The sequence below is a fragment of the Thermosynechococcus sp. TG215 genome, from assembly GCF_031583455.1.
Classification (GTDB): Bacteria; Cyanobacteriota; Cyanobacteriia; order Thermosynechococcales; family Thermosynechococcaceae; genus Thermosynechococcus.
The window spans coordinates 545,346-568,770 of sequence record NZ_CP134178.1 but is presented as its reverse complement, the minus strand read 5'-3'; the positions used below and the strand labels follow the sequence as shown (position 1 = coordinate 568,770).

The 23,425-nt window shown below is 54.1% G+C and carries 20 protein-coding genes; 11 read left to right on the top strand and 9 right to left on the bottom strand.

Annotation, left to right across the window (positions count from 1 at the left end; translation table 11 throughout):
* The first annotated feature begins 18 nt into the window (after positions 1-18).
* The 11 genes from RHJ02_RS02575 to RHJ02_RS02525 all read left to right on the top strand — a co-directional run bounded on the left by RHJ02_RS02575 (position 19) and on the right by RHJ02_RS02525 (position 11,722).
* Positions 19-3,201 (top strand): ATP-binding protein, encoded by a 3,183-nt coding sequence (locus RHJ02_RS02575; RefSeq protein WP_206200943.1) that lies wholly within the window; start codon positions 19-21, stop codon positions 3,199-3,201.
* Positions 3,201-3,635, top strand: a complete 435-nt coding sequence (gene ureE, locus RHJ02_RS02570; protein WP_206200942.1) for an urease accessory protein UreE — start codon at positions 3,201-3,203, stop codon at positions 3,633-3,635. The genes RHJ02_RS02575 and ureE overlap by 1 nt, the downstream gene beginning before the upstream one ends.
* A complete protein-coding gene (locus RHJ02_RS02565) occupies positions 3,625-4,302 on the top strand; it encodes an urease accessory protein UreF (protein ID WP_310800422.1) in 678 nt (225 codons plus the stop codon). Before ureE ends, RHJ02_RS02565 begins: the two co-directional genes overlap by 11 nt.
* 13 nt (positions 4,303-4,315) lie before the next feature.
* Complete coding sequence (locus RHJ02_RS02560; protein ID WP_206200940.1) at positions 4,316-5,491, top strand: molybdopterin molybdotransferase MoeA; 1,176 nt, start codon at positions 4,316-4,318, stop codon at positions 5,489-5,491.
* A 5-nt stretch (positions 5,492-5,496) separates the two neighbouring features.
* Positions 5,497-6,462 (top strand): GTP 3',8-cyclase MoaA, encoded by a 966-nt coding sequence (moaA, locus tag RHJ02_RS02555; RefSeq protein WP_190278050.1) that lies wholly within the window; start codon positions 5,497-5,499, stop codon positions 6,460-6,462.
* Between the two features lie 4 nt (positions 6,463-6,466).
* Positions 6,467-7,525, top strand: a complete 1,059-nt coding sequence (gene moaC, locus RHJ02_RS02550; RefSeq protein ID WP_302678770.1) for a cyclic pyranopterin monophosphate synthase MoaC — start codon at positions 6,467-6,469, stop codon at positions 7,523-7,525.
* The gene (locus RHJ02_RS02545; protein ID WP_302678769.1) at positions 7,509-7,763 is read left to right on the top strand and encodes a MoaD/ThiS family protein; all 255 of its coding nucleotides are present in this window, start codon (positions 7,509-7,511) and stop codon (positions 7,761-7,763) included. The genes moaC and RHJ02_RS02545 overlap by 17 nt, the downstream gene beginning before the upstream one ends.
* Positions 7,764-7,770: 7 nt before the next feature.
* Positions 7,771-8,274, top strand: a complete 504-nt coding sequence (locus RHJ02_RS02540) for a molybdenum cofactor biosynthesis protein MoaE (protein ID WP_225901625.1) — start codon at positions 7,771-7,773, stop codon at positions 8,272-8,274.
* A gap of 366 nt (positions 8,275-8,640) precedes the next feature.
* Complete coding sequence (locus tag RHJ02_RS02535; protein ID WP_206200936.1) at positions 8,641-9,549, top strand: LysR family transcriptional regulator; 909 nt, start codon at positions 8,641-8,643, stop codon at positions 9,547-9,549.
* Positions 9,530-10,582: an anthranilate phosphoribosyltransferase family protein gene (locus RHJ02_RS02530; RefSeq protein WP_206200935.1), complete on the top strand. Its 1,053-nt coding sequence runs from the start codon at positions 9,530-9,532 to the stop codon at positions 10,580-10,582. The genes RHJ02_RS02535 and RHJ02_RS02530 overlap by 20 nt, the downstream gene beginning before the upstream one ends.
* A complete protein-coding gene (locus RHJ02_RS02525) occupies positions 10,583-11,722 on the top strand; it encodes a putative sulfate/molybdate transporter (RefSeq protein WP_206200934.1) in 1,140 nt (379 codons plus the stop codon). It begins immediately after the preceding gene.
* Positions 11,723-11,726: 4 nt separating this feature from the next.
* On the opposite strand, the gene RHJ02_RS02520 is transcribed toward RHJ02_RS02525, so the two are convergent.
* From RHJ02_RS02520 to RHJ02_RS02480, 9 genes are all read right to left on the bottom strand, one after another.
* Positions 11,727-12,182 carry a nitrate reductase associated protein gene (locus tag RHJ02_RS02520; RefSeq protein ID WP_206200933.1) on the bottom strand — a complete coding sequence of 152 codons (456 nt, stop codon included), beginning with the start codon at positions 12,180-12,182 and terminating at the stop codon, positions 11,727-11,729.
* A gap of 36 nt (positions 12,183-12,218) precedes the next feature.
* Entirely contained in the window at positions 12,219-14,642 is a 2,424-nt protein-coding gene (locus tag RHJ02_RS02515) for a nitrate reductase (RefSeq protein ID WP_310800421.1), read from the bottom strand.
* A gap of 7 nt (positions 14,643-14,649) precedes the next feature.
* Positions 14,650-15,465, bottom strand: a complete 816-nt coding sequence (locus RHJ02_RS02510) for a nitrate ABC transporter ATP-binding protein (RefSeq protein WP_310800420.1) — start codon at positions 15,463-15,465, stop codon at positions 14,650-14,652.
* A 19-nt stretch (positions 15,466-15,484) separates the two neighbouring features.
* Positions 15,485-17,479: a nitrate ABC transporter ATP-binding protein gene (locus tag RHJ02_RS02505; RefSeq protein ID WP_206200930.1), complete on the bottom strand. Its 1,995-nt coding sequence runs from the start codon at positions 17,477-17,479 to the stop codon at positions 15,485-15,487.
* A 65-nt stretch (positions 17,480-17,544) separates the two neighbouring features.
* A complete protein-coding gene (gene ntrB / locus RHJ02_RS02500; protein ID WP_310744761.1) occupies positions 17,545-18,390 on the bottom strand; it encodes a nitrate ABC transporter permease in 846 nt (281 codons plus the stop codon).
* Between the two features lie 12 nt (positions 18,391-18,402).
* Positions 18,403-19,722 carry a CmpA/NrtA family ABC transporter substrate-binding protein gene (locus RHJ02_RS02495; RefSeq protein WP_310743328.1) on the bottom strand — a complete coding sequence of 440 codons (1,320 nt, stop codon included), beginning with the start codon at positions 19,720-19,722 and terminating at the stop codon, positions 18,403-18,405.
* A 22-nt stretch (positions 19,723-19,744) separates the two neighbouring features.
* Entirely contained in the window at positions 19,745-21,307 is a 1,563-nt protein-coding gene (locus RHJ02_RS02490) for a ferredoxin--nitrite reductase (RefSeq protein WP_310743327.1), read from the bottom strand.
* A 354-nt stretch (positions 21,308-21,661) separates the two neighbouring features.
* Complete coding sequence (gene ahcY / locus RHJ02_RS02485) at positions 21,662-22,951, bottom strand: adenosylhomocysteinase (RefSeq protein WP_206200926.1); 1,290 nt, start codon at positions 22,949-22,951, stop codon at positions 21,662-21,664.
* A gap of 51 nt (positions 22,952-23,002) precedes the next feature.
* On the bottom strand, positions 23,003-23,386 hold the full coding sequence (locus tag RHJ02_RS02480; RefSeq protein ID WP_302678758.1) for a hypothetical protein: 384 nt from the start codon (positions 23,384-23,386) through the stop codon (positions 23,003-23,005).
* Between the last annotated feature and the right edge of the window lie 39 nt (positions 23,387-23,425).

Here is a 23,425-nt window from a genome sequence, read left to right as displayed (position 1 = left end):
AGGGAGGTCGAGGCCGCCATGCTCAGCAAGCTATCCTTTCGCCATAAGCTCTTGCTGGGGACGCTCCTGCCGATTGTTGTCATCTACACCGGCCTTTTCCTCTACATTCGGGCGCGCCTGATTGGCCGCAGTACTGCCGATTATGAAAAGTGGCAGGGAACGCTGGTGTCCCTCTACGCCGATCAATTTAACGACTCACTGGCGCAGGTGGCGCAACTGGCAACCACCACTGCCTATGCCCTAGAAACCTTCCCCAAGGTCGATGAACAGCAGCTGTATGCATTTTTGCGCCGCAATGTCACTGTCAATCCCTTGGTCTATGGATCGGCGATTGCCTTTACTCCCTATAGCTTTTCTCCCCGCAAGCGCCTCTTTTGCCCCTATATTTATCGGCAGGGGGGCACATGGCGGCAAAAGGATACGGGAACAATTTACGACTACACCCAACCCCAATGGAACTGGTACACAGAGCCAATTCAAAGCGGTCAGCCCCGCTGGAGTGATCCCTATTTTGATCGGGGTGCGGGGGATAGTTGGATGGTAACCTATTCGGTGCCCTTCCGCCGCCAAGGTCAAATTCGGGGAGTCGCCACGGTGGATGTGGCTCTAGAAAGCCTGCAGCAGACCATGAACATTCAAGCCCTCCAAGAAGGCCAGTTCTTTGTCTTGGATCGCAAGGGACGGATTATCTTTCATAACGATGTCCAGTTCATTGGTCAATCTATTTTTTACATTGCCAAGGAAAACAACCACGGCGATCTTGCCGCCCTAGGCAGAGCAATGGTGGCGGGTCAAAGGGGACAGCAATGGGTCACTGATTGGCTTTCCCAAGAGCGCCAATGGGTCTTTTATGCGCCGATTCCCGAGGCACGCTGGAGTCTGGCCATTCGTATCAATGAAGACACACTGCTTGACTTTATTCATGAAGAAACGTGGGCGGGTCTGTGGATTTTGGGGATGTCCTTTGGCTTGATTAGTTTGCTGACTTGGGGAGTGACAGGCTACATCGTGCGCCCCCTGAAGCGGCTAAATGCTGCAGCCCACAAAATTGCAGTGGGTGATCTAGACATTGCCGCTGAGGTGGACACCGCAACTCAGGATGAGTTGGGCAACCTCGGTCGCACCTTTGTGGATATGGCAGGGCAATTAGAGGAAAGTTTTAGTGAACTCCACCGCTTTAATCAACGCCTCGAAGAGGAAGTGGCGCACCGGACGGCTGCCCTTGAAGCGGCCAATCGACAACTGACCGAAAAAGAACGGGTACTTCATGACCACAATGTTGCTTTGGTGCAGCTGAGCCAATCTCCCCATGTGCAACAGGGACACTTTCGTATGGCGTTGCAGGAGATTATCCAAGTGACGGCAACAACACTGCGCGTCCAGCGGGCTTCGGCATGGGAACTCCAGGGCGATCGCCTCAAATGTGTTGTCCAGTACGACCCTGCCGCCAACAACCCTACTCAATCCACCTACCTCACCCAGCCCCCCTATCCAGAGTACTTGAAACTGCTGCGCACCGGGGAACCCCTCGTGGTCAATGATTTACTCACGGATCCGCGCACCCACGAACTGCGGGACTATGCCAAACTTCAGCGGGTGTATTCTCGGATTGATGCGCCGATCATCTTCAATGGTCAATTATTGGGGGTGATCTGTGTTGAGAGTATTGGCGAGCATCGGGTTTGGCTGGTGGAGGAACGCAGTTTTGTCTCCAATGTGGCGGATATTGTCACAATCGCCCTTGCAGCCCATCAACGTCATCAAGCGGAGCGGGAGTTACTCAAGGCCAAAGAGGCAGCAGAGGCAGCCAACAAAGCCAAAAGTATTTTCCTTGCCAACATGAGCCATGAACTGCGCACCCCCCTCAATGCCATTCTCGGCTTTAGTCAAATTTTGCTCAGCGATCGCACCCTTGCACCGCAGCATCGGCAAACCCTTGAAAAGATCAACCGCAGCGGTGAACACCTTTTGGGTTTGATTAACGATGTCCTTGACATGGCCAAAATTGAAGCTGGGCGTATCACGCTTCAGGAAACCACCTTTGATCTGCGGCGGATGCTGCAAACCCTCGAAGAAATGCTCAAGGTGCGAGCTGAAGCTAAAGGGTTGCGTCTGGTCTTTGATTTGCCCGCCAATCTGCCGGTGGCGGTAACCACTGATGAAATGAAGCTGCGCCAAGTATTGGTGAACCTCTTGGGCAATGGCATTAAATTCACCAAAGAGGGGGGCGTCTCCCTCAAGGTCAGCTATAAAGCCCAAGAACCCCCGCGACTCGCCTTTGAAGTCAGTGATACGGGTATTGGCATGACCGCGGCAGAGTTGAAAATGCTCTTCCAGCCCTTTGTCCAAACCGATAGCAGTAAAAAAGTCAGTGAAGGCACTGGGCTGGGGTTGGCCATTAGTCGCCAGTTTGTGCAATTGATGGGGGGGGATATTCAGGTGCGCAGCACCAAGGGGCAGGGAAGTCACTTTTACTTTGAGATCAACATTGGCCTTGGCGATCCCCAAGCGCTAGAGGAGGAAAGGGCACAAACCGTTGTTGGCCTGCGATCGCCCACCTCAGCAGTCCGCATTCTGGTGGTAGATGATATTCCCGAAAACCGCCAACTGCTCACCCAACTCCTAAAACCCGTGGGCTTTCGCTGTCGAGAAGCCGGCAATGGTCAAGAGGCGGTGCAGATCTGGCGAGAATGGCAGCCCCATGCAATTCTCATGGATATTCGCATGCCCGTGATGGATGGTAAAACGGCAACGCGACAGATCAAGAAAGAAGTGAGCGATCGCCTCCGACGCGGCGAAGCCGTCTGCGCCCCGAAAATTCTTGCGGTGACCGCCAGTGGCTTTGAGCAGGACAAACAGGAACTGCTGAATCTCGGTTGTGATGACTACATTGCCAAGCCCTTCCGTCCGCAAACGATTTTTGAACGACTCGCCGCCCAGTTAAATCTAGAGTATGCCTACGAGGATGCTCTGCCCCCCGCAAGTGCTCCCCGTCCTGAGGTGCTGGATCCAGCCGCCCTAATGGTGATGCCCCGCCCTTGGATTGCTGAACTCCAAGAAGCGGCCAAAAAGCTCAATGCCAAGCGCATTCGCGAACTGATTGCTGAAATCCCATCCGAAGAAGCCGCCTTGATTGCAGGCCTTCAGCAACTGGTGAAAACATTCCGCTTTGATAAAATTGTCGAGTTGACGCTGGTTTGATGTTCAGGCTGACGCAACTTTGCCCTACAACATTGGAAAATGCCCGTCAGTTGCACCTCTCATTGACCGCAGAGGAACGCTGTCGCAGTCGTCTCCATTGCCACAGTGATGAGGGGGAATCTCTCTATCTGAAGTTGCCGCGCGGGATGACGTTACAGCCGGGCGATCGCCTTCAGGACGAGGACGGCACAGTAGTCGTCACGGTTCACGCCAAACCCGAACCCACGCTAAAGGTGATGGCTACCACTCCCCTTGACCTTCTACAGGCCGCCTACCACCTTGGGAATCGCCACCTCCCCTTGGAAATTCACACCGATTATCTTCGCTGGGGGGCAGATTCCGTGTTGCAAACCATGCTGGAACAGCGGGGCTTAATAGTAACGTTTGAAGTCGCGCCCTTTTGTCCCGAGCGCGGTGCCTACCATGTTCACTGAGTCAGCGCTGTTAACCTTGTTGCAGTGGGTGAGTCCCGCTTTGCCCATTGGCGGCTTTAACTACTCCGAGGGCTTGGAGACCCTGATTGCCCAAGGCAAGATCACCTCAGCAGCCGCCGTACAGGATTGGCTCACCTTTGAACTGGCTTTTGGCAGTGCTCACTTGGAAACAGCAGTGATGGGGTGGGTTTATGGGGCGATCGCCAAGGGCGATTTTGACGCTGTTCACCAGTGGAATGCGTGGCTCTCGGCTGCCCGCGAAAGCGCCGAACTGCGTGCCCAAAATTGGCAAATGGGAACAGCATTGATCAACCTCGTCGCTGCCCTCGATCGCCTACCGCCAGAACTTCAGACTGGTCAGCCCTACCCTTGGAATGTCAGTGTTGCCTTTTGCATTGCCGCTGCCCTTGCCGACATTCCCCTAGAAACCGCACTTCTAGGCTATCTCCATAGTTGGGTCACTACTCTGATCAATGCAGCGGTGAAACTGATTCCCCTTGGTCAGACGGCGGGTCAAGTGCTTCTGCGCCAACTTCAGCCCCAGATTCAGCAAACCGTGCAGCAGAGCTTAAATGTGACTGACAATGATTTAGAAAGCTGTACCTTGGGCTTAGCCCTCGCCAGTATGCAGCACGAAACGCTCTACTGCCGCCTATTTCGCAGTTAATCCTGTCTAGAAAATGATTTCCGTCGAAACAGCCGTTGACCTGATTCAGCAGCATTTGCCCGATTGGGGCACAGAGACCATCTCTTTGACTGAGCCTCAGTACAGCCGACTAGCAGGAGCCATTACCAGCGATCGCCCCTACCCACCCATTGACCGCATCATGATGGATGGTATTGCCCTGCGGTGGGCCGCCTATGAATCTGGTCAGCGTGCCTTCCCGATTCTGGGGGTTGTCCCTGCTGGTGAGGTACCCCCCACGTTGACGGATCCACAGGCCTGCTTGGAAGTGATGACTGGTGCCGCGTTGCCCCAGAACTGCGATCTGGTCATTCCCTACGAGGCTCTGGAAATTCGTGACGGCATTGCCCATATCCGCCACGCCGAACTGTGGTCGCCCTATCAATTTGTTCACCGCTGTGGCAGTGATGCGCCGGCGGGTCAACAGGTGCTGGCGGCAGGCACCCCTCTACACAGTCCGGCTTGGGGCATTCTTGCCTCTGTGGGGCAGAGCGAAGTTTGTGTCCAGCGCACCCCCCGCACTCAAATTGTTGCCACCGGCAATGAACTGATTCCGCCAGACCACGTCCCTCAACCCCATCAACTGCGCCTCTCCAATGCCTACGCCCTAATGGCTGCCCTCAAGCGCCAAGGGTACAGCCACGTCAGCATCACCCATTTACCCGATGATCCGCTGCAACTGGCAACCCACTACTGCCAAGCGAGCCAAGCGTACGATCTCCTGATTTATTGCGGCGGCGTTTCCAAGGGCAAGTTTGACTATTTACCGCAACTGTGGCGCGATCATGGCGTGCAGCAATATATCCACGGTGTCGCTCAGCGCCCCGGAAAACCCCTCTGGTTTGGGGTGGATCACACGCAGCAAACGGCAGTCTTTGGCTTGCCGGGGAACCCCGTCTCCAGTTTGGTGTGTTTACACCGCTATATTTTGGACATGCCACGCCTCTATGCCCGCTTGGCCACTCCCTTCTCTTTTGAGAAGCCCTTAACCTACTTTTTACCCGTTAAACTAGAAACCACGAAAACTGCTGAACTGATTGCCCACCCCCGTCCGATGCAAAACTCTGGTGATTTTTTGGCCTTGGCTGACAGTGATGGCTTCTTGGAACTACCTGCCTCGCAAGGGATATTTGCCGCTGGGGAGTGCTATCGCTATTTTCCGTGGAGTTAGGGCGGATGGTTGTCACCACAGCTATCCCTAGCCAACGTTTGCTGGATAACCAAGGGCGACACATTCGCAAGTTGCGCCTGTCGGTTACCGATCGCTGTAATTTGCGCTGTACTTACTGTATGCCCGTGGATGCCGCCTTTATGCCCCCCCAGACCTATTTAAGCCCCACAGAGTATGCCACGATTGTGGCTGAACTGGTGGCACTGGGGATTGAGTCGGTGCGCCTAACGGGGGGTGAACCGCTCCTGCGAGCCGAGTTTGCTGAGATTGTCGCAGCCTTGGTGGCAGTGGGGGTGCCAGAGCTAAGCTTAACCACGAATGGGATTCGCTTGGTGCCCTTTTTGCCCCTCTTGGAACAATATGGGGTACGGCGTTTGAATATCAGTCTGGATAGCCTAGACCCCGAAACCTTTGCCGCCATTAGTCATGGCCACCACTTGGAAACGGTGAAGGCGGCGGTGGCCACTGCGGTTCACCAAGGGTTTCAGGTGAAGCTGAACATGGTGGTTATGGCGGGTGTCAATGATCACGAACTGGTGCCGATGGTGGAGTACGCCAAGGGGTTGGGGATTGAGGTGCGCTTTTTGGAGCTGATGCGCATTGGCTATGCTTGCCACTTGGGGGGCGATCGCTTTGTTAGTGCTGCCACGATGATTGAGCGCTTGCGTCAGCATTATGATCTGCGACCTGTGCCACGTCCTTTGGATTCCACTTCGTTTAACTTTGAGACGGCCTGTGGCGGGCAGATTGGTTTTATCGCTTCAGAATCCCAACCCTTTTGTGGCCACTGCTCCCGTTGGCGCTTGTCTGCGGATGGTGTCCTGCGAGCGTGCCTGTTTAAGGAGGCGGGGGTGTCCCTACGGGGCTTAAGTCAAAGGGAACGGTATGCCGCCTATGAGCAAGTGTTGGGCATGAAACCCAGCTTGCGCGGAGCAGAAGTTCACCATGCGATGCACCAGATTGGAGGCTAGGAGGATGCTCTCCCACATCAATGAGCACCAACAACCCCAGATGGTGGATATTAGCGAGAAGGCCGTGAGCGATCGCCGAGCGGTGGCAGAAGCCCTGATTGAATTGCCACCAGTCTTTCAGGCCTATGTGCAAGGGGGAGATCTCTTTCTCACGAAAGGGCCTGTGGTGCAAACGGCGATTATTGCTGGCACAATGGCGGTAAAACGCACCGCTGAAGTCATTCCCTTTTGCCATTCGCTGCCGATTACCAGTTGTCGCTTTGAGACGGATATCGAGTCACTTGAGAGTGGCCTTAGAATTCGCCTGCGCTGTGAGGTCAAAACCCGCGATCGCACCGGGGTGGAAATGGAAAGCCTGCATGGGGTGGCGATCGCAGCCCTCACAATCTACGACATGGCCAAAGCCCTCAGCCCCCATATTGTGATTCGCGAGGTGCGCCTGCTGGCGAAAAGTGGTGGCAAGAAAACCCTCGGCCAATATCCCCTCTACGGCCTTGTGCTCACTGGCGGCCAGAGTCAGCGCATGGGTCAGGCCAAAGCCCTGCTAGACTACTACGGCGAACCCCATGCCCAGTACCTCTACAATTTGTTGGCTCAATCCTGCGAACAAGTCTTTCTCTCAGCGCAACCCAATCAATGGCAGGGGACTCCCCTTGCCGATTTGCCAACCCTCCCCGATACCCTGCCTCAGATTGGCCCCATTGCCGGCATCCTAACAGCTTTACGTGCCTATCCCCACGTGAACTGGTTAGTGGTGGCCTGTGACTTGCCCTATTTGACCACAGAAACCCTTGCGCCCCTGTTGCACCATTACCGCGAAGATGTGGTGGCCACCTGCTATCACCATCCCCAAGAGGGTTTCCCAGAGCCATTGTGTGCCATTTATACCCCCCAAGCTCTGCCGGTATTTGAGGCCGCCTATGCAGAAGGGATCTACTGCCCTGTGAAAATTCTCCAGCGATCGCCCTGCCAGCGGATTGCCCCACCCCAGCCGACCATTACTGCCAACATCAACACCCCTGAAGATTATCTGGAAGCCCTACACCATGTCCGACAGCCCTAAAACTATTCATCTACACTACTTTGCCCAGTTACGCGAGCAAAGCCAACGGGAACAGGAGGAGCGAGTGACCACCGCCCAAACCTATGGCGAGCTATACCAAGAACTAAAGACCCAGTACGGGTTTACCCTTGATCTGACCCATGTTAAGGTTGCGGCTAATGATACGTTTGTGACACTGGATCAACCCCTACGAGCTGGAGATAAGGTCGTCTTTATTCCCCCTGTTGCCGGGGGTTAACTAAGCGATGGTGATCAAGCAATTTTCCCTAACCAATACTCCCCTAGAGCCAGCTCAGTTGTGGCAGCCCCTAGCCAACTTGCGAGCCGGTGCCTTTGTTAGCTTTGAGGGTTGGGTGCGCAATCACAACCACGGCAAGATCGTCACTGCCCTAGAATACGAGGTCTATCCTGCCTTGGCTCTTAAAGAAGGAGAACAGATCCTAGCAGAAGCCATTGGGAAATTTGACTTGCTGGGGGCGATCGCCAGCCATCGCTATGGAACGCTAACTCTTGGCGAGATTGCTGTGTGGGTAGGGGTGACGGCGCCTCATCGCCAACAAGCCTTTGCTGGTGCGGCCTACATCATTGATGAAATTAAACACCGCCTACCCATTTGGAAAAAGGAATACTATCTAAATGAGCCAGCTACTTGGGTGTATTGCCGTGAGCATCACCATTACGGTCTGTTTGATGACGACGGGGGACAACCGTGGGGGCTAAGTCGTCTCGCTTCAGCCAGCGATGGATAGTGGCGCAACTGACTTGGAAGATTTGAGTTGCTTCACTAATTTTGCCACCTTGCTGGATGTAGGAGACAACCCGCTCTCGTCAGTCCAAGCTATAGCTCATATTCTTGAGTAACATTCATGACGCTTTGAGTATAGCCTAACCTCTCAAATGCGCACAGAAGAAACAGAACTGGCATGGGAGGGCAAGTATGACCAATCAGTTTACCTCATTCAGCGCTGGAACCAAGAGGGTATGCTGTAGGACATTCTCAAGAAACTGTATCAATTAACACCCTTTACTATCCGAAAGTTGCATAAGATGAAGAGCCACAAGAGCCACAATTGCATCAATAGACATAGACGCAGAGGGAGAACACAGCAAGTATTATGCGACTTGATCAGTTTCAATCTTTTTTAGCTGTTGCTGAAACGGGGAGTTTTCAAGCGGCAGCGCGGCGGTGTGGGGTGACGCAACCCACAATTAGTCGGCAAATTCAAGCTCTAGAAGAAAGTTTGGGGATGCAACTTGTTCACCGCTCGAATCGCGCCAAGTTAACTGTGGCGGGGGACTTGTTTTTGCGCCGTGCCCATCGCATCTGGCAAGAGTGGCAGGCCGCCAATGCTGAACTCAAAGCCATGCAAAATGGCCAGCAGCAGGAACTCTGCATTGCCGCTATTCACTCCATTTGCCGCTACTTTTTGCCCACGCTGTTACCGACGTTTTGCCAAGCATTTCCCCAAATGCAGTTGCGGGTGACTGCCCTAGGGAGCGATCGCGCCCTCAAAGTCTTGCAGGATAGCCTAGTAGATCTAGCAATTGTCATGGGCGATCGCCACCTCTTAAAACAGGCGGAATGGGTGATTGAACCGCTGTACAGTGAGCCTGTGCAAGTGCTAATGGCGGCTGAACATCCCCTCGCTGTTAATGAGACCTTGACATGGCAAGAACTAGCTCGCTTTCCCCATGTGGTATTTAAGGATGGCTATGGCATGCGCCGCTTGGTGGCTGAAGAATTTAGCCGTCGGGGTTTACCTTGGCAACCCGCTCTTGAACTCAACACGCCTGATGCGTTTATTGCTGTGATCCGCGAAAGTGAGATGGTTGCCTTGCTGCCGCGCTCTGCCCTCAAGGAAGCGCTCCACGATCCTGCCCTAGGGATTCGTGATTTATCCACGCCACTGCCCCTGCGTCAGGTGTTGGCCATTACCACCCGCGATCGCCTGACCTTACCGCCCGTTGCCCAGTTGCTTACGTTGATCCGCCAGCAGGCTGCCCATGAGTCCTCTTTTTCGTGATCTCCTTAAAAAAGTCGGCAGTGGTGCCCACACCCACAAAGACCTGAGCCGCGCCGAGGCAGCCTTGGCGTTGCAACTCATGCTGGAGCAGGTGGCAACCCCTGCCCAAATTGGGGCGTTTTTGATTGCTCATCGGATTAAGCGACCCACCTCGGAAGAGATGGCGGGTATGCTCGATGCCTACAACGAGCTAGGGCCAAAGATTCCAGCGGTTGAGACCAGTTGCCCCGTGATCATCCTCAGTCAGCCCTATGATGGTCGCGATCGCACGTTTCCCCTGAGTCCTTTAACAGCATTGGTTTTGGCGGCTGCTGGGATTCCAGTACTTCAACACGGGGGCGATCGCATACCCACCAAAGAAGGCATTCCCCTCATTGAGCTATGGCGATGTTTAGGGGTGGACTGGTCAACCCTAACCCTAGAACAAATCACCCACTGCCTAGAGCAAACGGGTTTAGGTTTTGTCTATCTCCCGCGTCATTTTCCAGCAGCCCAAGGGCTAGTCCCCTACCGGGAGCAAATTGGTAAACGTCCCCCCATTGCCACATTGGAATTAATCTGGAATCCTTACCAAGGGCGCAGTCACCTCGTAGCAGGGTTTGTTCATCCGCCGACGGAAGGGATCATGCGCGATGCCCTCTATCTCCACGGTGTTCATGAATTTACTACCGTCAAAGGTCTTGAAGGCAGTTGTGATTTGCCCCGCGAACGCACCGCCATTATCGGCCTTGCCCGTGATCAAGACCCTCCTTGGCAACGCCTGCGTCTCCATCCCCAAGAGTATGGTATGGCCAGCAGTAATGTGCCTTGGCCAGCGGACACAACAACTGCTGCAAAAATGATGGCTGCCGTCTTAGCTGCCGAGGAGCAGCTCCTCACCACCTCCGTTATCTGGAACAGTGGGTTTTACCTGTGGCAGGGGGGCAAAGCCGATAGTCTCAATTCCGGACTCGCACTCAGCAGCGAACTCCTCCGTAGTGGTCGGGTGGCTCAACACCTACAGAAATTGCAAACCATGTTGGAGAAGATATAGATGTTGCGGGAGCGACTGCGCTTTAATTGGCAAGAACTCAGTGGCAGTTTTGGTGATTTGGGTACGGATTTGCCCCTACTGGTGGGGATGATCATGGCTGCCCAGTTGGATAGTGCTAACGTCTTCACTCTGTTTGGCGTGGCACAAATTCTCACGGGGGTATTCTATGGCCTTCCCATGCCGATGCAACCCCTAAAGGCAATGGCTGTAATTGTGATGACGGAAAAACTCACTGGATCTATCCTTTGGGCAGGGGGACTGATGGTAGGAGCGATGATGTTGGTGTTAACGTCCACCGGAATCCTGACCCGACTGGCTCGCTGGATTCCCCAACCCGTGGTGCGGGGGTGTCAATTGGGACTGGGACTGTCCCTAGCCGCCGTTGCCCTCAAGACCTACTTGCCCGCGGGTGACCTCTTTGGTTATCTGTTGGGTGCCATGGGCTTTTTGATCTTGCTCCTTTTACCCAAGGAACGGGGAGTTCCCGCAGGGTTACTGGTGGTGTTGCTGGGGGTGGGTGTAGCGATTAGCCGTGTTCTGGCTGAGACAGAATTGCAGTTAACCATTGCTTGGCAGCTTCCCTACCTGCAGCCTTTAGATCCTCAGGCCTTGATTCCCGGACTCGTGCTATTGGCACTGCCGCAGTTACCCCTATCGATCGCCAATGCAGTGATTGCAACCCAGCAAACTGCCCACGATCTCTTTCCCGATCGCCCCCTCTCGATTCGCCAAATTGGCCTCACGTATAGCCTCACCAACTTGATCCTGCCCTTCTTTGGTGGTGTCCCCCTCTGCCATGGCTGTAGCGGTTTGGCAGGACACTATGCCCTTGGTGCCCGCACAGGTGGGGCGGTGGTGATCTATGGCAGTCTCTACCTTCTCTTGGGTCTCTTTTTTGGTTCCAGTGTGGATAAGCTGCTGGAAATTTTTCCCCTCTCGATTTTGGGGGTCATTCTTTTGTTTGAAGCGTGGGTACTCATGGGCTTTATTAAAGATCAAGCCGCCATGCCCGCAAATTGGATGATTACCCTCTTAGTGGGGGCGATCGCCCTCAGTGTGCCCCAAGGCTTCTTAGTGGGCACCCTTGTTGGTACAACTCTGTACTACCTCAGCAGAAAAATGCCACTACAACTCTCCTAGCCCTCTAGGCCAGACCAAATTCCTGCAATGCTGGCCAAAAATTGCGATTCTCGTGGCCGGGCTGGCTGAGCTTCACAAGGGCAAAGCGTTGGAGGGGGGTCAGGGCTGACCATTTTTCCACCGTCAGGCTGTGGTGAGGTACCTTGGTCAGTTGTTGCTGCACTGTCTCTGGCAGTTCAGTGGTGATGTCCCAAGGGTAGGGTTGGCGAATCTCTATATCACTCGGTGGGGTTCCATGGGTATGGGTCACCCAATCCCGCAGTTGCTGACGATAGTCTGCCTGAGCTTCGGGGGTGTCGCAGGGAGTCACCACAAGCCATTGTCGCTGTTCTTGGGAAAGTTGATGCCAGTGGAGCAGCTTCAGCTTGACCCCACATAAATCTAGTTTATAGCGAACAATCATTGGAATACAGCGTAACGAAGCCGTGAATTCAGCCTCAAACGCAAAGAAGTGGGACATCAATAGCCATAACCCTCCACAGGGAATCAGATTCTATTATTGCTTGAGGGCAGTGCCGCTTTCCTGCATGGTGGGGGTATGGGGCGTCTGCCGCAACTTCAGGGGCAGCACCTGCACCGCACAGGCTTTGAGTTCTGGCTGCTTTGAGACCGGACAGGCAATGGGATGGGTCAGTTGGTTTGCCTCACCGCTATCAGCAAAGAGAAAGCCCCAGTGCATGGGTACAAAGAGAGTGCCCGGACGAATGGCCTTGGTGAGGATGACCGGCAGGCACACTTGACCGCGACGCGATCGCACCTCTACCCAATCCCCGTCTTTGAGATGTAAGTTTGCGGCATCGTCGGGGTGCATTTCCACAAAGGGATCGGGGTGCATTTTTTGAATTTTGGCAATGCGACCGGTACGGGTTTGAGTGTGCCAGTGGCCGTAGAGACGACCCGTTGTCAGGGTAAAGCTATAGATGTGATCGGTGGGTTCCGCCACGCCCTGACTGTGGGCAAGGCAAAAATATGCCCGTTGATTGGGTGTGTGAAATCGCCAGTCAGTATAGAGGCGTTTGGGTTTGCGGGCTTCTTCATCATCCATACCGGCAGGACAGGGCCACTGCAAGGCGCCTAAACGGGCAAGGCGTTCGTGGCTCAGACCCGATTGATCGCAGGGGCGACCGGCAGTGAGTTGGACAAATTCGGCATAGACGGCAGCGGCATCGGCAAATGGGAAGAGATGCCCATATCCCAAGCGGCGCCCCACCTCAGCAAAAATTTCCCAATCAGGGCGAGCCAGACCGGGGGGCGATCGAAAGGCGGGGGCAAGGGTGACGCGGCGTTCAGAGTTAGTCATCACACCTGTTTTCTCACTCCATTGCGCCGCCGGCAAAATCAGATGGGCATAGGCTGCTGTTTCAGTGGGAAAGTAGGCATCCTGATAGACGGTAAAAGGAGATTTGAGAAAGGCCGCCTTGGCACGCTCTAAATGGGGAAAACTAACCGCAGGATTGGTGGCCGCAATCCACAGCAGACCCACTTCTCCCTGTTCTAGACCTTCGACAATTTGCCATGCCGTGCGACCGGGGCGATCGCTTATTTGCCCTCGCGGCAGTCCCCAAAAGTCCTCTACCTCTTGGCGATGCTGTGGATTGGTCACTTGGCGATAGCCGGGCAACAAATGGCTCAAGCCGCCGGCTTCGCGCCCCCCCATGGCGTTGGGTTGCCCCGTCAGCGAAAAAGGACCACTCCCTGGGCGGCCAATTTGCCCCGTCAACAGGTGGAGATTGATGAGACAACGAGCTTTGGCCGTCCCTTCAGCAGACTGGTTAATGCCCATTGACCAAAGGGAGAGTACCGCTTGGGCATGCCCCCAATAGCGAGCCGCCTGTTCTAGATCACTTTGAGCAATGCCACAGCGTTCCGCTACCCAGTCTGGGGTGTAGGCCGCCAGCAGCTTTACATACTGGGCAAAGCCTTGGGTACACTCCTCTATAAACTCAGCATCGATCTGTCCCCATTGCAGTAGCAAATGGCCAATGCCGTGGAGCAGATCAATATCCGTGCCAGGTCGGATGGCAAGGTGCAGATCCGCCACTTCCGCTGTCGGGGTGCGCCGCGGATCCACAACAATCAACTTGACGCGGCGATCGCGCTTGTGGTGGTTGCGCAGACGATTAAAGACAATGGGATGGCATTCGGCAGTATTAGTACCCATAAGGAACGCACAATCGGTAGCCTCCAAATCGTCGTAGCAGCAGGGGGGGCCATCAGCGCCGAAGCTAGCCATGTAGGCCGACACTGCCGAGGACATACATAGCCGCGAGTTGGCATCAAAGTTGTTCGTACCCAAACAGCCCTTGATTAGCTTTTGCGCCACATAGTAGTCCTCGGTTTGAAATTGACCGGAACCGTACATACAAATGGCATCGGCGCCCCGCTCACAGCGTACCCATTGGATGCGTTCCACAAGGCGGGTCATGGCCTCGTCCCACGAAATGACCGTAAAGGGCTGATCCAAACGCTCCCGCCACAGGGGGTAAACCAAGCGATCGCGATCAAGGGCTTCTAGAATAGTTGCCCCCTTGACACAGACCATTCCTTGGGAGGAGGGATGCTGGCGATCGCCCCGAATTTTATAGGCTCCCTTGCCTTGAGGGACTGCTTCTAAGCCACAGCCCACCCCACAGTAGGGACACAGCGAGGACACTGGCTCACTTGGTTCAGGCACAGCACGCCCTTTTTCCTCAAACCGCAGGAATTCACAGGAACAGCACCTGACCCCTTGCTCTGAGCAAATGATCAGATCCGCTGTAGCATCGCCATGGAAAAAAAGCTCTTGCCTCGGAAACACTACCCGTTGCCAAGTGGGCTGATTTGACAAATAAATCTGCTGAACGCTCTCGCTGGTATTGCGGTAGTAGCAGAGGTAACGACTGGACTGAACGGCTAACGAGCCAACCCGTGGGGTACTCATACGCTACTTAGTGCCCAAACCGCGTGTACAGAAAGTCAACCACTTGGTTGCGGAGATGGTAGTACTGCGGATCCTCAAGGAGTTGCGATCGCCGCCGTGGCCGCGGAAAAGGAATCTTCACAATATCGCCAATGCCGGCGGCAGGGCCATTGGTCATCATCACCACCCGATCCGCGAGGTACAGCGCCTCATCAATGTCGTGGGTAATCATCAGTACCGTCAGTCGGTGGCTGCGCCAAATCTTTAAGAGTTCATCCTGTAACTCCTCCTTCGTGATGGCATCGAGGGCACCAAAGGGTTCATCTAAAATCAACACTTCAGGGCGAATGGCGAGGGCGCGGGCGATCGCCACCCGTTGTTTCATGCCCCCCGACAGTTGAGCAGGGCGTTTGTGGGCAGCCGTTGTTAGCCCCACTCGTTCCAAGTGCTCCTCGACAATTTGGCGCCGGCGTTGGCGAGTTTTCTGGGGATAGACAGACTTCACTGCTAGCTCAATATTTTGATAGGCCGTCAACCAAGGCAGCAGCGCGTAGTTTTGAAACACCATCATGCGATCCGGCCCCGGACGGCGCACGGGCACGCCATTGAGAGTAATTTCCCCTCGTGTTGGCGCTGTAAAACCCGCAACCATATTCAAGAGTGTGGTTTTGCCGCAGCCGGAATGGCCAATGAAACAGACAAATTCGCCGCTGCTCACCTCAAGGTGAATATCCTCAAGTACCACCTGGTCGCCATTAGCCGTAGGGTAGGCTTTGCTCACCCCATCAATGTGTAGATGCTGGGTGGCCGTTAAATGGGGGTCAAGACGATAGAGGGTTTCCATAGACTTCTCTCAAAAATACCTAGACAGCAACAACCTCTTGGGGATCAACAGTGCGAATATCAAGGCCACGGCGAATCGCAGCCGCCTCAATGTAGCCAAGGGGATTATCGGGGTCAAAGGGCAGTCCATCGAAAAGAGCAAAGGCAGAACGATCTGGCTCATTATCTACAACCTTCAGTTCCCGCGCTGCCGCCCCAAAGAGATCTACCCGCCGCACCTGCTCAACAATTTCTAGCCAGTTTTTTGGGAAGGGCGTAAGTTGCCAGCGAGCCAATTGGGTCATGATCCACAGCCCTTCCAACCGCCCAGGACAGGGAGAGCGATCCACGTAGAACTGGTGAAACCGGGGTTGAAAAGCAGCAACAATGCCATCCCCCCAATCAAGGGGATCCACAAAGCCGGCATAGGCATCCTCAGGAGTACACCCCACATACTCTGGCCGACAAAGCAGTTGGGCAATTTCGGGGCGATGTTTGATCGTATCGCAGTACTCACAGGCTTCGATCAATGCCTTGACCAACGCTTGGTGTAGCTGCGGGTTGGCCTGCACCCAATCGGAACGCATACCCACAACTTTTTCCGGGTGACCCGACCAAATATCCAAATCCGTAGCGACAATCACCCCAATACCCTCGCGCACTGCATGGGAATTCCACGGTTGACCGACACAAAAGCCACTGATATGGCCGGCCTTGAGGTGATAGATCATTTGGCAGGGGGGAATCACCAACAACTCGACATCGTAATCGGGGTCAATGCCAGCGGCGGCCAGCCAGTACCGCAACAGGAGATTGTGCATTGATGCGGCATGAACCACTCCCAGCCGGGGGCGATCGCCCGTGCGCTGAATATAGGCGCGCAGATCTTCAGCAGTCTTCACCCCCTGCTGCCACAACTGGCGACTAAAGGTGATGGCATTGCCATTGCGACTCAGCACCAACGAGGTCATCAGCGGTTGTGAAGGCTGACCGTTTAACCCCAAGGTCATGGCTAAGGGCATGGCCGCCAACAGTTGAGCGCCCGTCAAGCGACCCGCGATCACCCCCATCACCAAGTCCTGCCAGCTTTCTTCGCGATGCAGCGTGACTGGCTCCAAACCATACTTAGCAAAGAAGCCCATTTCCTTGGCAGCAATGAGAGGCGCACTGTCTATCAGGGGCATAAAGCCAAGGGTCAGACCTGCCGGCACTGTTGGTGCAACCATGGGCACCTCCAAAGGCGGGCGGCGGCGTTTCTGCTGATTGAGAAAGGCAATCATCTCATTGCGCAGGCCATAGTAGCTGGGATGGTTGAGCACGTCATGGCGATTGCGGGGACGGGCAAAGGGAATTTTGAGAATTTGGCCAATGTGGGCTTCAGGGCCATTGGTGAGCAGCACCACGCGATCAGAGAGCAGTAGTGCCTCATCCACATCATGGGTGACCATAATGCAGGTGGTTTGACTGCCTTGACACACTTGCATCAACTCATCCTGCAAAGAGCCTCGCGTCAAAGCATCAAGGGCACCAAAGGGTTCATCCAGCAGGAGCACCTCCGGTTGAATCGCCAAGGCACGGGCGATCGCCACCCGTTGCTTCATCCCCCCCGACAGTTGGGCAGGGAACTTCTCGCGGGCTTTACTGAGGTGCACCTGTTCCAGCGCCGCCTCTACCCGCTGTCGTTGCTCTGCCTTGCTCAAATGCCCCAGCACCGCTGCCACCGCCAAGGCCACATTCTGGTACACCGTTTTCCAAGGCAACAGCGAATAGTTTTGGAACACCACCATGCGATCGGGACCCGGTTCCGTCACTTGCCGTCCTGCCATCACCACGCCACCACTGCTAGGCCGCTGAAAGCCAGCAATGATATTCAAGAGCGTGGACTTGCCGCAGCCAGAGTGACCGACAAGGGAAATAAACTCCCCTTTTTGGATTTCGAGGTGGATATTCTTGAGAGCAATGTAGCGATCGCCCCCGGGCAGATCAAAAACCTGATCCACATGGTCAATTTCAATAAACGGTAAAGACTTGGCCATAGGGTTAAACAACCTAATGTTCGACAGTAAGGGGAAAAGAGGGGAGGATGGGTTACGTGAGGGAGCTAGGAATGCGCCTCTTCACCGTGGCTGAGCAGGCAACCCACAAAGGCTACCGAGCGATCCAGAACCAGGCCGACAATGCCGACATAGATCACGGCAACAATAATTTCACTAATCAGAGAACTGTTCCAGGCATCCCAAATAAAGAAGCCAATGCCGACACCGCCAATGAGCATCTCCGCTGCCACAATCGCCAACCAAGACAGCCCAATGCCAATGCGCAGCCCCGTAAACACATAGGGCACCGTTGCTGGTACGAGAATATTCAGGAAATAATCCTTGCGGGAAAGCTGCAACACCCGTGCCACATTCTTGTAGTCCTTGGGAATTTGCTGCACACCAACAATTGTGTTGATGATAATCGGCCAAATTGCGGTAATGAAGATCACAAAAATCGCTGCCGGTTCATTGTCCCGCAGAGCCGCCAAGGAAATGGGCAACCACGCAAGGGGGGGCACCGGACGCAACACCTGCAAAATGGGATCCACTGCATCGTAGAGCACTCGACTAGAGCCAATCAGCATCCCCAGCCCCACCCCAATGACTGCTGCCAAGGAAAAGCCAACGGCCACCCGCCGCAGACTGGAGAGAATTTGCCACCCCAACCCCACATCCGTGCCACTCCCTTGATAAAAGGGATCAACTATCAACCCCCAAGTTTCAGTAATAACAGTGAGGGGCGTTGGCAGGCGAAGTAGCCCCGCCATGCAGACAAACTGCCAAATGACCAAGAAACACAGCGCCCCCAAACTACCCAGTACCACTTTGCGGAACATCGCTGACTTCTTGAGATGCTTTAACCAGCGCCGCCGTCGAGATTGAGTGAAACCCATAGAAGAACTTGCCATTGCTCTTTACCTCTAAACTTTTTTCAAATCCAAACCACTCAAGTAGGCCTGAGGATTTTGGGGATCAAAGGCCACACCATCAAAAAAGGTCTCCACGCCCCGAGAGGTGGTGGTGGGAATTTCCGCTGCCGGCACCCCCATCGCTTGAGCGGCTTCGCGCCACAGATCCTCACGGTTCACTTTTTGGATGAGAGCTTTAGTGTCCATATTCGGCGGCAAATACCCCCAGCGAATGTCCTCCGTCAGGAACCACAGATCATGACTTTGGTAGGGATAAGAGGCATTGTCTCGCCAGAACTTCATCGCTAGATCGGGGTTGTCAAAGGTACGGCCATTGCCAAAGTCAAACTTACCGAGGGAGCGATCCAAAATATTCTTCTCGGGTACCTTCAACCATTGCCGCTGGGCAATTATCTTGACCATTTCTGGTTTATTTTCAGGTTGGTCACACCACTGTTGTGCTTCCATCACAGCCATCAATAGAGCTTTAGTGGCCTTCGGATGCTGATCAACCCAATCCGCCCGCAAAGTCAGCGATTTCTCAGGATGATCCTGCCAAAATTCACCCGTGGTAATAGCATCAACCCCCACCTTTTGATTCACCGCTTGTTGTGGCCATGGCTCACCCACACAGAAAGCTTCCATGGTTCCAGTTTTCACATTGGCCACCATTTGCGGAGGAGGCACAACGATCACAGAAACGTCCTTCTCAGGATCAATGCCGCCGGCAGCCAGCCAGTAGCGCATCCACAGATCATGGGTGCCCCCTGGAAATGTCACTGCCACTTTGATCTGCTCTTGCTGATTCTGGGCACGCCGTTCAGCACGGGTTTTAGCAAAGGCCTCCTTCAGGGGGCTACTGTCAGTCCTGATATTGAGATCCTTGTAAGCATTAGCCAAGACAATTCCCTGACCATTTGTGTTTAACCGCGCCAAGATATACATGGGTACAGGTTTGCCACCGGTAATGGTTCCCACGGTCATCAGGTAGGGCATTGGTGTGAGAATGTGGGCACCATCAATGCCACCCCCGGCAGAACCCAAGACCAAGTTGTCGCGGGTCACGCCCCAAGAAGCCTGCTTAATCACCTCCACATCGGGCATCCCATACTTGGCAAACAAGCCCTTTTCCTTGGCAATAATCAGGGGAGCCGCGTCCGTCAGAGCAATAAAGCCCAGTTTCGCTCCCATCACTTCTGGAGTTTCCGCTAGGGTGGTGGGTTGGGCAACATCACTAGTTTGCTGGCTATTACCACAACCGTGGGAGATCAATGTCACGGCCGTTGTAGCCGCAGCGGTCACGAGAAAGTGACGCCGGGAGAAAGTCACCATTGGTTTACAAATCCTTTAATTCCTAAACAATCGACAAGGCTAATTCAGCGTGTATCGGAACCTGCAGCGTATGTGAACTGATGGGCTGAGCACCAAAGTGATCAATCAACAGTTGGCGCAGTACCTCCGGCAGTTCATCACAGGGAATCGCTTTTTTCACACAGGTGCCCAGCTTGGCATCCTTACCGACCTTGCCACCCATGTACAAATCCACGGCATCCACGGTTTCGCCGTTACGACGGGCTTTTGTACCCATTAGGCCAATATCGGCTACTTGGGGTTGACCACAGGAGTTGGGACACCCGGTCCAGTGAATGCGCACCGGTTGAGAGAGCACCAGTTGTTGATTCAGCCAGCGGACGAGGGCAAGGGCACGATTTTTGGTTTCAATGAGGGCAAAGTTGCAAAACTGAGCACCCGTACAGGAAACGAGGGCACGTTCTAAAGGCGGTGGTTCCGGCCGAAACTTAGTGAGGAGGGGTTCGCGCAGCAGGCTTGGTAAAACAGCGCTAGGTACATGGGGAATGATCAGATTTTGCTCCACGGTCAGCCGCACTTCCGATTGACCATAGACTTGAGCTAGCCGTGCCAACTCGTAAAAATCAGTGGCATAGAGGCGCCCTACGGGCACATGCAGTCCCACATAGTTCAACTCCCGCTGTTTTTGGCAATGCACCCCCAGATGATCTCGCTTGTCCCAGTCAATTTCATCCTTGGGAGCGGCACTGAGGAGTTCAAAGGGGAGTTTAGCGGCGACTGCTGCCCGGAATTTCTCGATACCCCATTCATCAATCAGCCACATGAGCCGCGCTTTTTGGCGATTGCCCCGTAGGCCATGGTCACGGAAAATTTCAAGGATGGCACGTGAGAGGTGCACCACAGCATCATCGGGAGGCACCCAAGCATTGAGGGGGATAGCGGCAGCGCAACGCCGAGCAGAGAAGAAACCACCGACTAAAACATTGAAGCCCAAACGCCCTTGCCGATAGGCAGGCACAAAGGCAACATCGTTAATTTCCGCATGGACAGAGTTATCCCGCCCCCCCTCGATCGCAATGTTGAATTTGCGGGGTAGATTGCTGAATTCCAAATTCCCCTGACCATTGTTGGTAATCATGGCCTGCAATTTCATAATCAAGGGGCGAGTATCAATGAGTTCGGCCGCATCAATGCCCGCCACTGGCGATCCAGTGAGGTTGCGCACATTGTCCATGCCGGATTGCACAGAGGTCAGGCCACAGGCTTGCAGCCGCTCTATGATTTCAGGAATATCCTCAATGGGCAGACCCCGAATCTGAATGTTTTGACGGGTGGTGATGTCACCATTGCCGTTCTCACCATAGCGATCCACAATTTCGCCAAGGGTTCGCAGTTGTTGACTGGTGAGAATCCCATTGGGTACCCGCAGCCGCATCATGAACCTGCTAGGGGTAACGGGGCGAAAGAAAATCCCAAGCCACTTGAGGCGAACATCGCGGTCAGCTTCAGGAATGTTTTCCCAGCCCATGGCTGCGAATTTCTCTAGCTCTTGTTTAACCGCTAAAACATCTTTCTCTTTTTTAATGGCTTCAATTTTGTTGCTCACGGTTGTTGCCCTTGGTTTCAACGGGTTACTTGAACACCCAATTTAGGCAGGTCAATCATGAACATTTGTAAATTTTGCTACATTTTCTTTGTCGCTATACAGTTTCCGTATTAAAAATATGCCAAAACTGTATCTAACCTTAACTTCAGGGCGGGAGATTAAATCTGCCCAAACAACTAAAACAGCCCAAATTGCTCTATAACAAGATGACAGCCGGTAGCGGTAGCCACTATTTTAGAAAAAGGCTGTTGATGACAATAAATTAAGCGATAAATAAAAAGCTGCACCCTGAGGTTAGCCCTAGCTAGGACGCAGCACGCAACGTTCTAATGATTTTGCAGGTGGATGGGGGGTCTAAGTGCCAGAGGTCCAAGAGTTCATGTACTCCACCTGTTCGGGAGTGAGGGTGTCAATGGCAATGCCCATGGCTTGGAGTTTCAAACGGGCAATTTCTTGATCCACTGCTGCGGGAATAGGGTGGATGCCGGCTGCCAACTGACCTTTATTTTTGACAAGATACTCACAGCCAAGGGCTTGGTTGGCAAAGCTCATATCCATCACACTGGCGGGGTGGCCTTCGGCAGCCGCAAGGTTAATCAGGCGGCCTTCACCCAAAACAATGATGGATTTACCGCTGGGGAGAATGTATTCCTCGGTGAAGTTGCGCACGACGCGGACTTCCTTGGCGAGGGTTTTCAGGGTGGCAAGGTCAATTTCAATGTCAAAGTGACCAGAGTTGGCTACCATTGCCCCATCTTTCATGACGGCAAAGTGCTCGGCGCGAATCACATGCTTATTCCCCGTCACGGTAATGAAAATATCCCCAAGGGGCGCCGCCTCAAGCATGGGCATGACCCGGAAGCCATCCATGACTGCTTCAATGGCACGCACAGGATCAATTTCCGTCACAATCACATTGGCACCCATGCCCCGTGCCCGCAGCGCTGTCCCTTTACCGCACCAGCCATAGCCAGCCACGACAACGGTTTTACCGGCAAGCAGAATGTTCGTTGCCCGAATGATGCCATCGAGGGTAGATTGACCAGTGCCGTAGCGGTTGTCAAAGAAGTGTTTGGTGTCGGCATCGTTGACATTAATGGCGGGGAAGGTGAGGACGCCATCGCGGAACATGGCCTTGAGGCGGACAATGCCAGTGGTGGTTTCTTCGGTGGTGCCAATAATGTCACTGAGTTGGTGCTGGCGTTCTTTGACAAGGGTGGCAACCACATCACAGCCGTCATCAATGATGATGTTGGGACGGTGATCAAGGGCAATGTTGACATGGCGCCTGTAGGTGGCGGTGTCTTCCCCTTTTTGGGCAAAGACCGGGATGCCGTAGTTCACCACTAGGCTAGCGGCGACATCGTCTTGGGTGGAGAGGGGATTACTGGCAATAAGAACCGCGTCAGCACCGCCGGCTTTGAGGGCGATCGCTAGATTGGCGGTTTCTGTGGTCACATGGCAGCAGGCGGCCAAGCGAATACCGGCAAGGGGCTTTTCCTTTGCAAAGCGATCGCGAATCTGCCGCAGTACCGGCATCTCCCGACTGGCCCACTCAATGCGCTGCTGCCCTAAGGGTGCAAGGCTCAAGTCTTTGACATCGTGACGAACAGGGGCTTCAGATTTAATCGGAGAAGACACCATACTGCGGTTCCTTAAAAAAGGTTACGGCTCCCCATTATACGCAAGAATCGCCTAGGGGGAATTCTTCCGCAGTACCCAACTGGTCACCGTGCCGCCGGGGAAAATGAGCAAATTCACGGTGCCAATTTCCAAAAGATGCCCCTTGCGATTGCGAAACTGAAAGGTGCAGAGATCCACCCCCCCTATTAGTTGACAACCCATCAGTTCGCTATAGCCTTGACCGACGAGATAGGCCACAATCGGGGTCGTTGTTGTCGGATTCACCATTGCTGGATTAACCACGGGTTGCCAACCCCGATCAAGGAGGCGTTGGCGGGCATCCGCATAGCTCATGCCTTGGCGTAAACGCGGCACCCGCTGCGCAAGGGCACTTGGTGCAAAGCCAACCCCTGCTGCCAGTAAACCAAGGGCAATGAAACGTTTCAGCAATACCATAGCAATTGCTTGTTAAATGCCAATCGCTATACGCTGCAA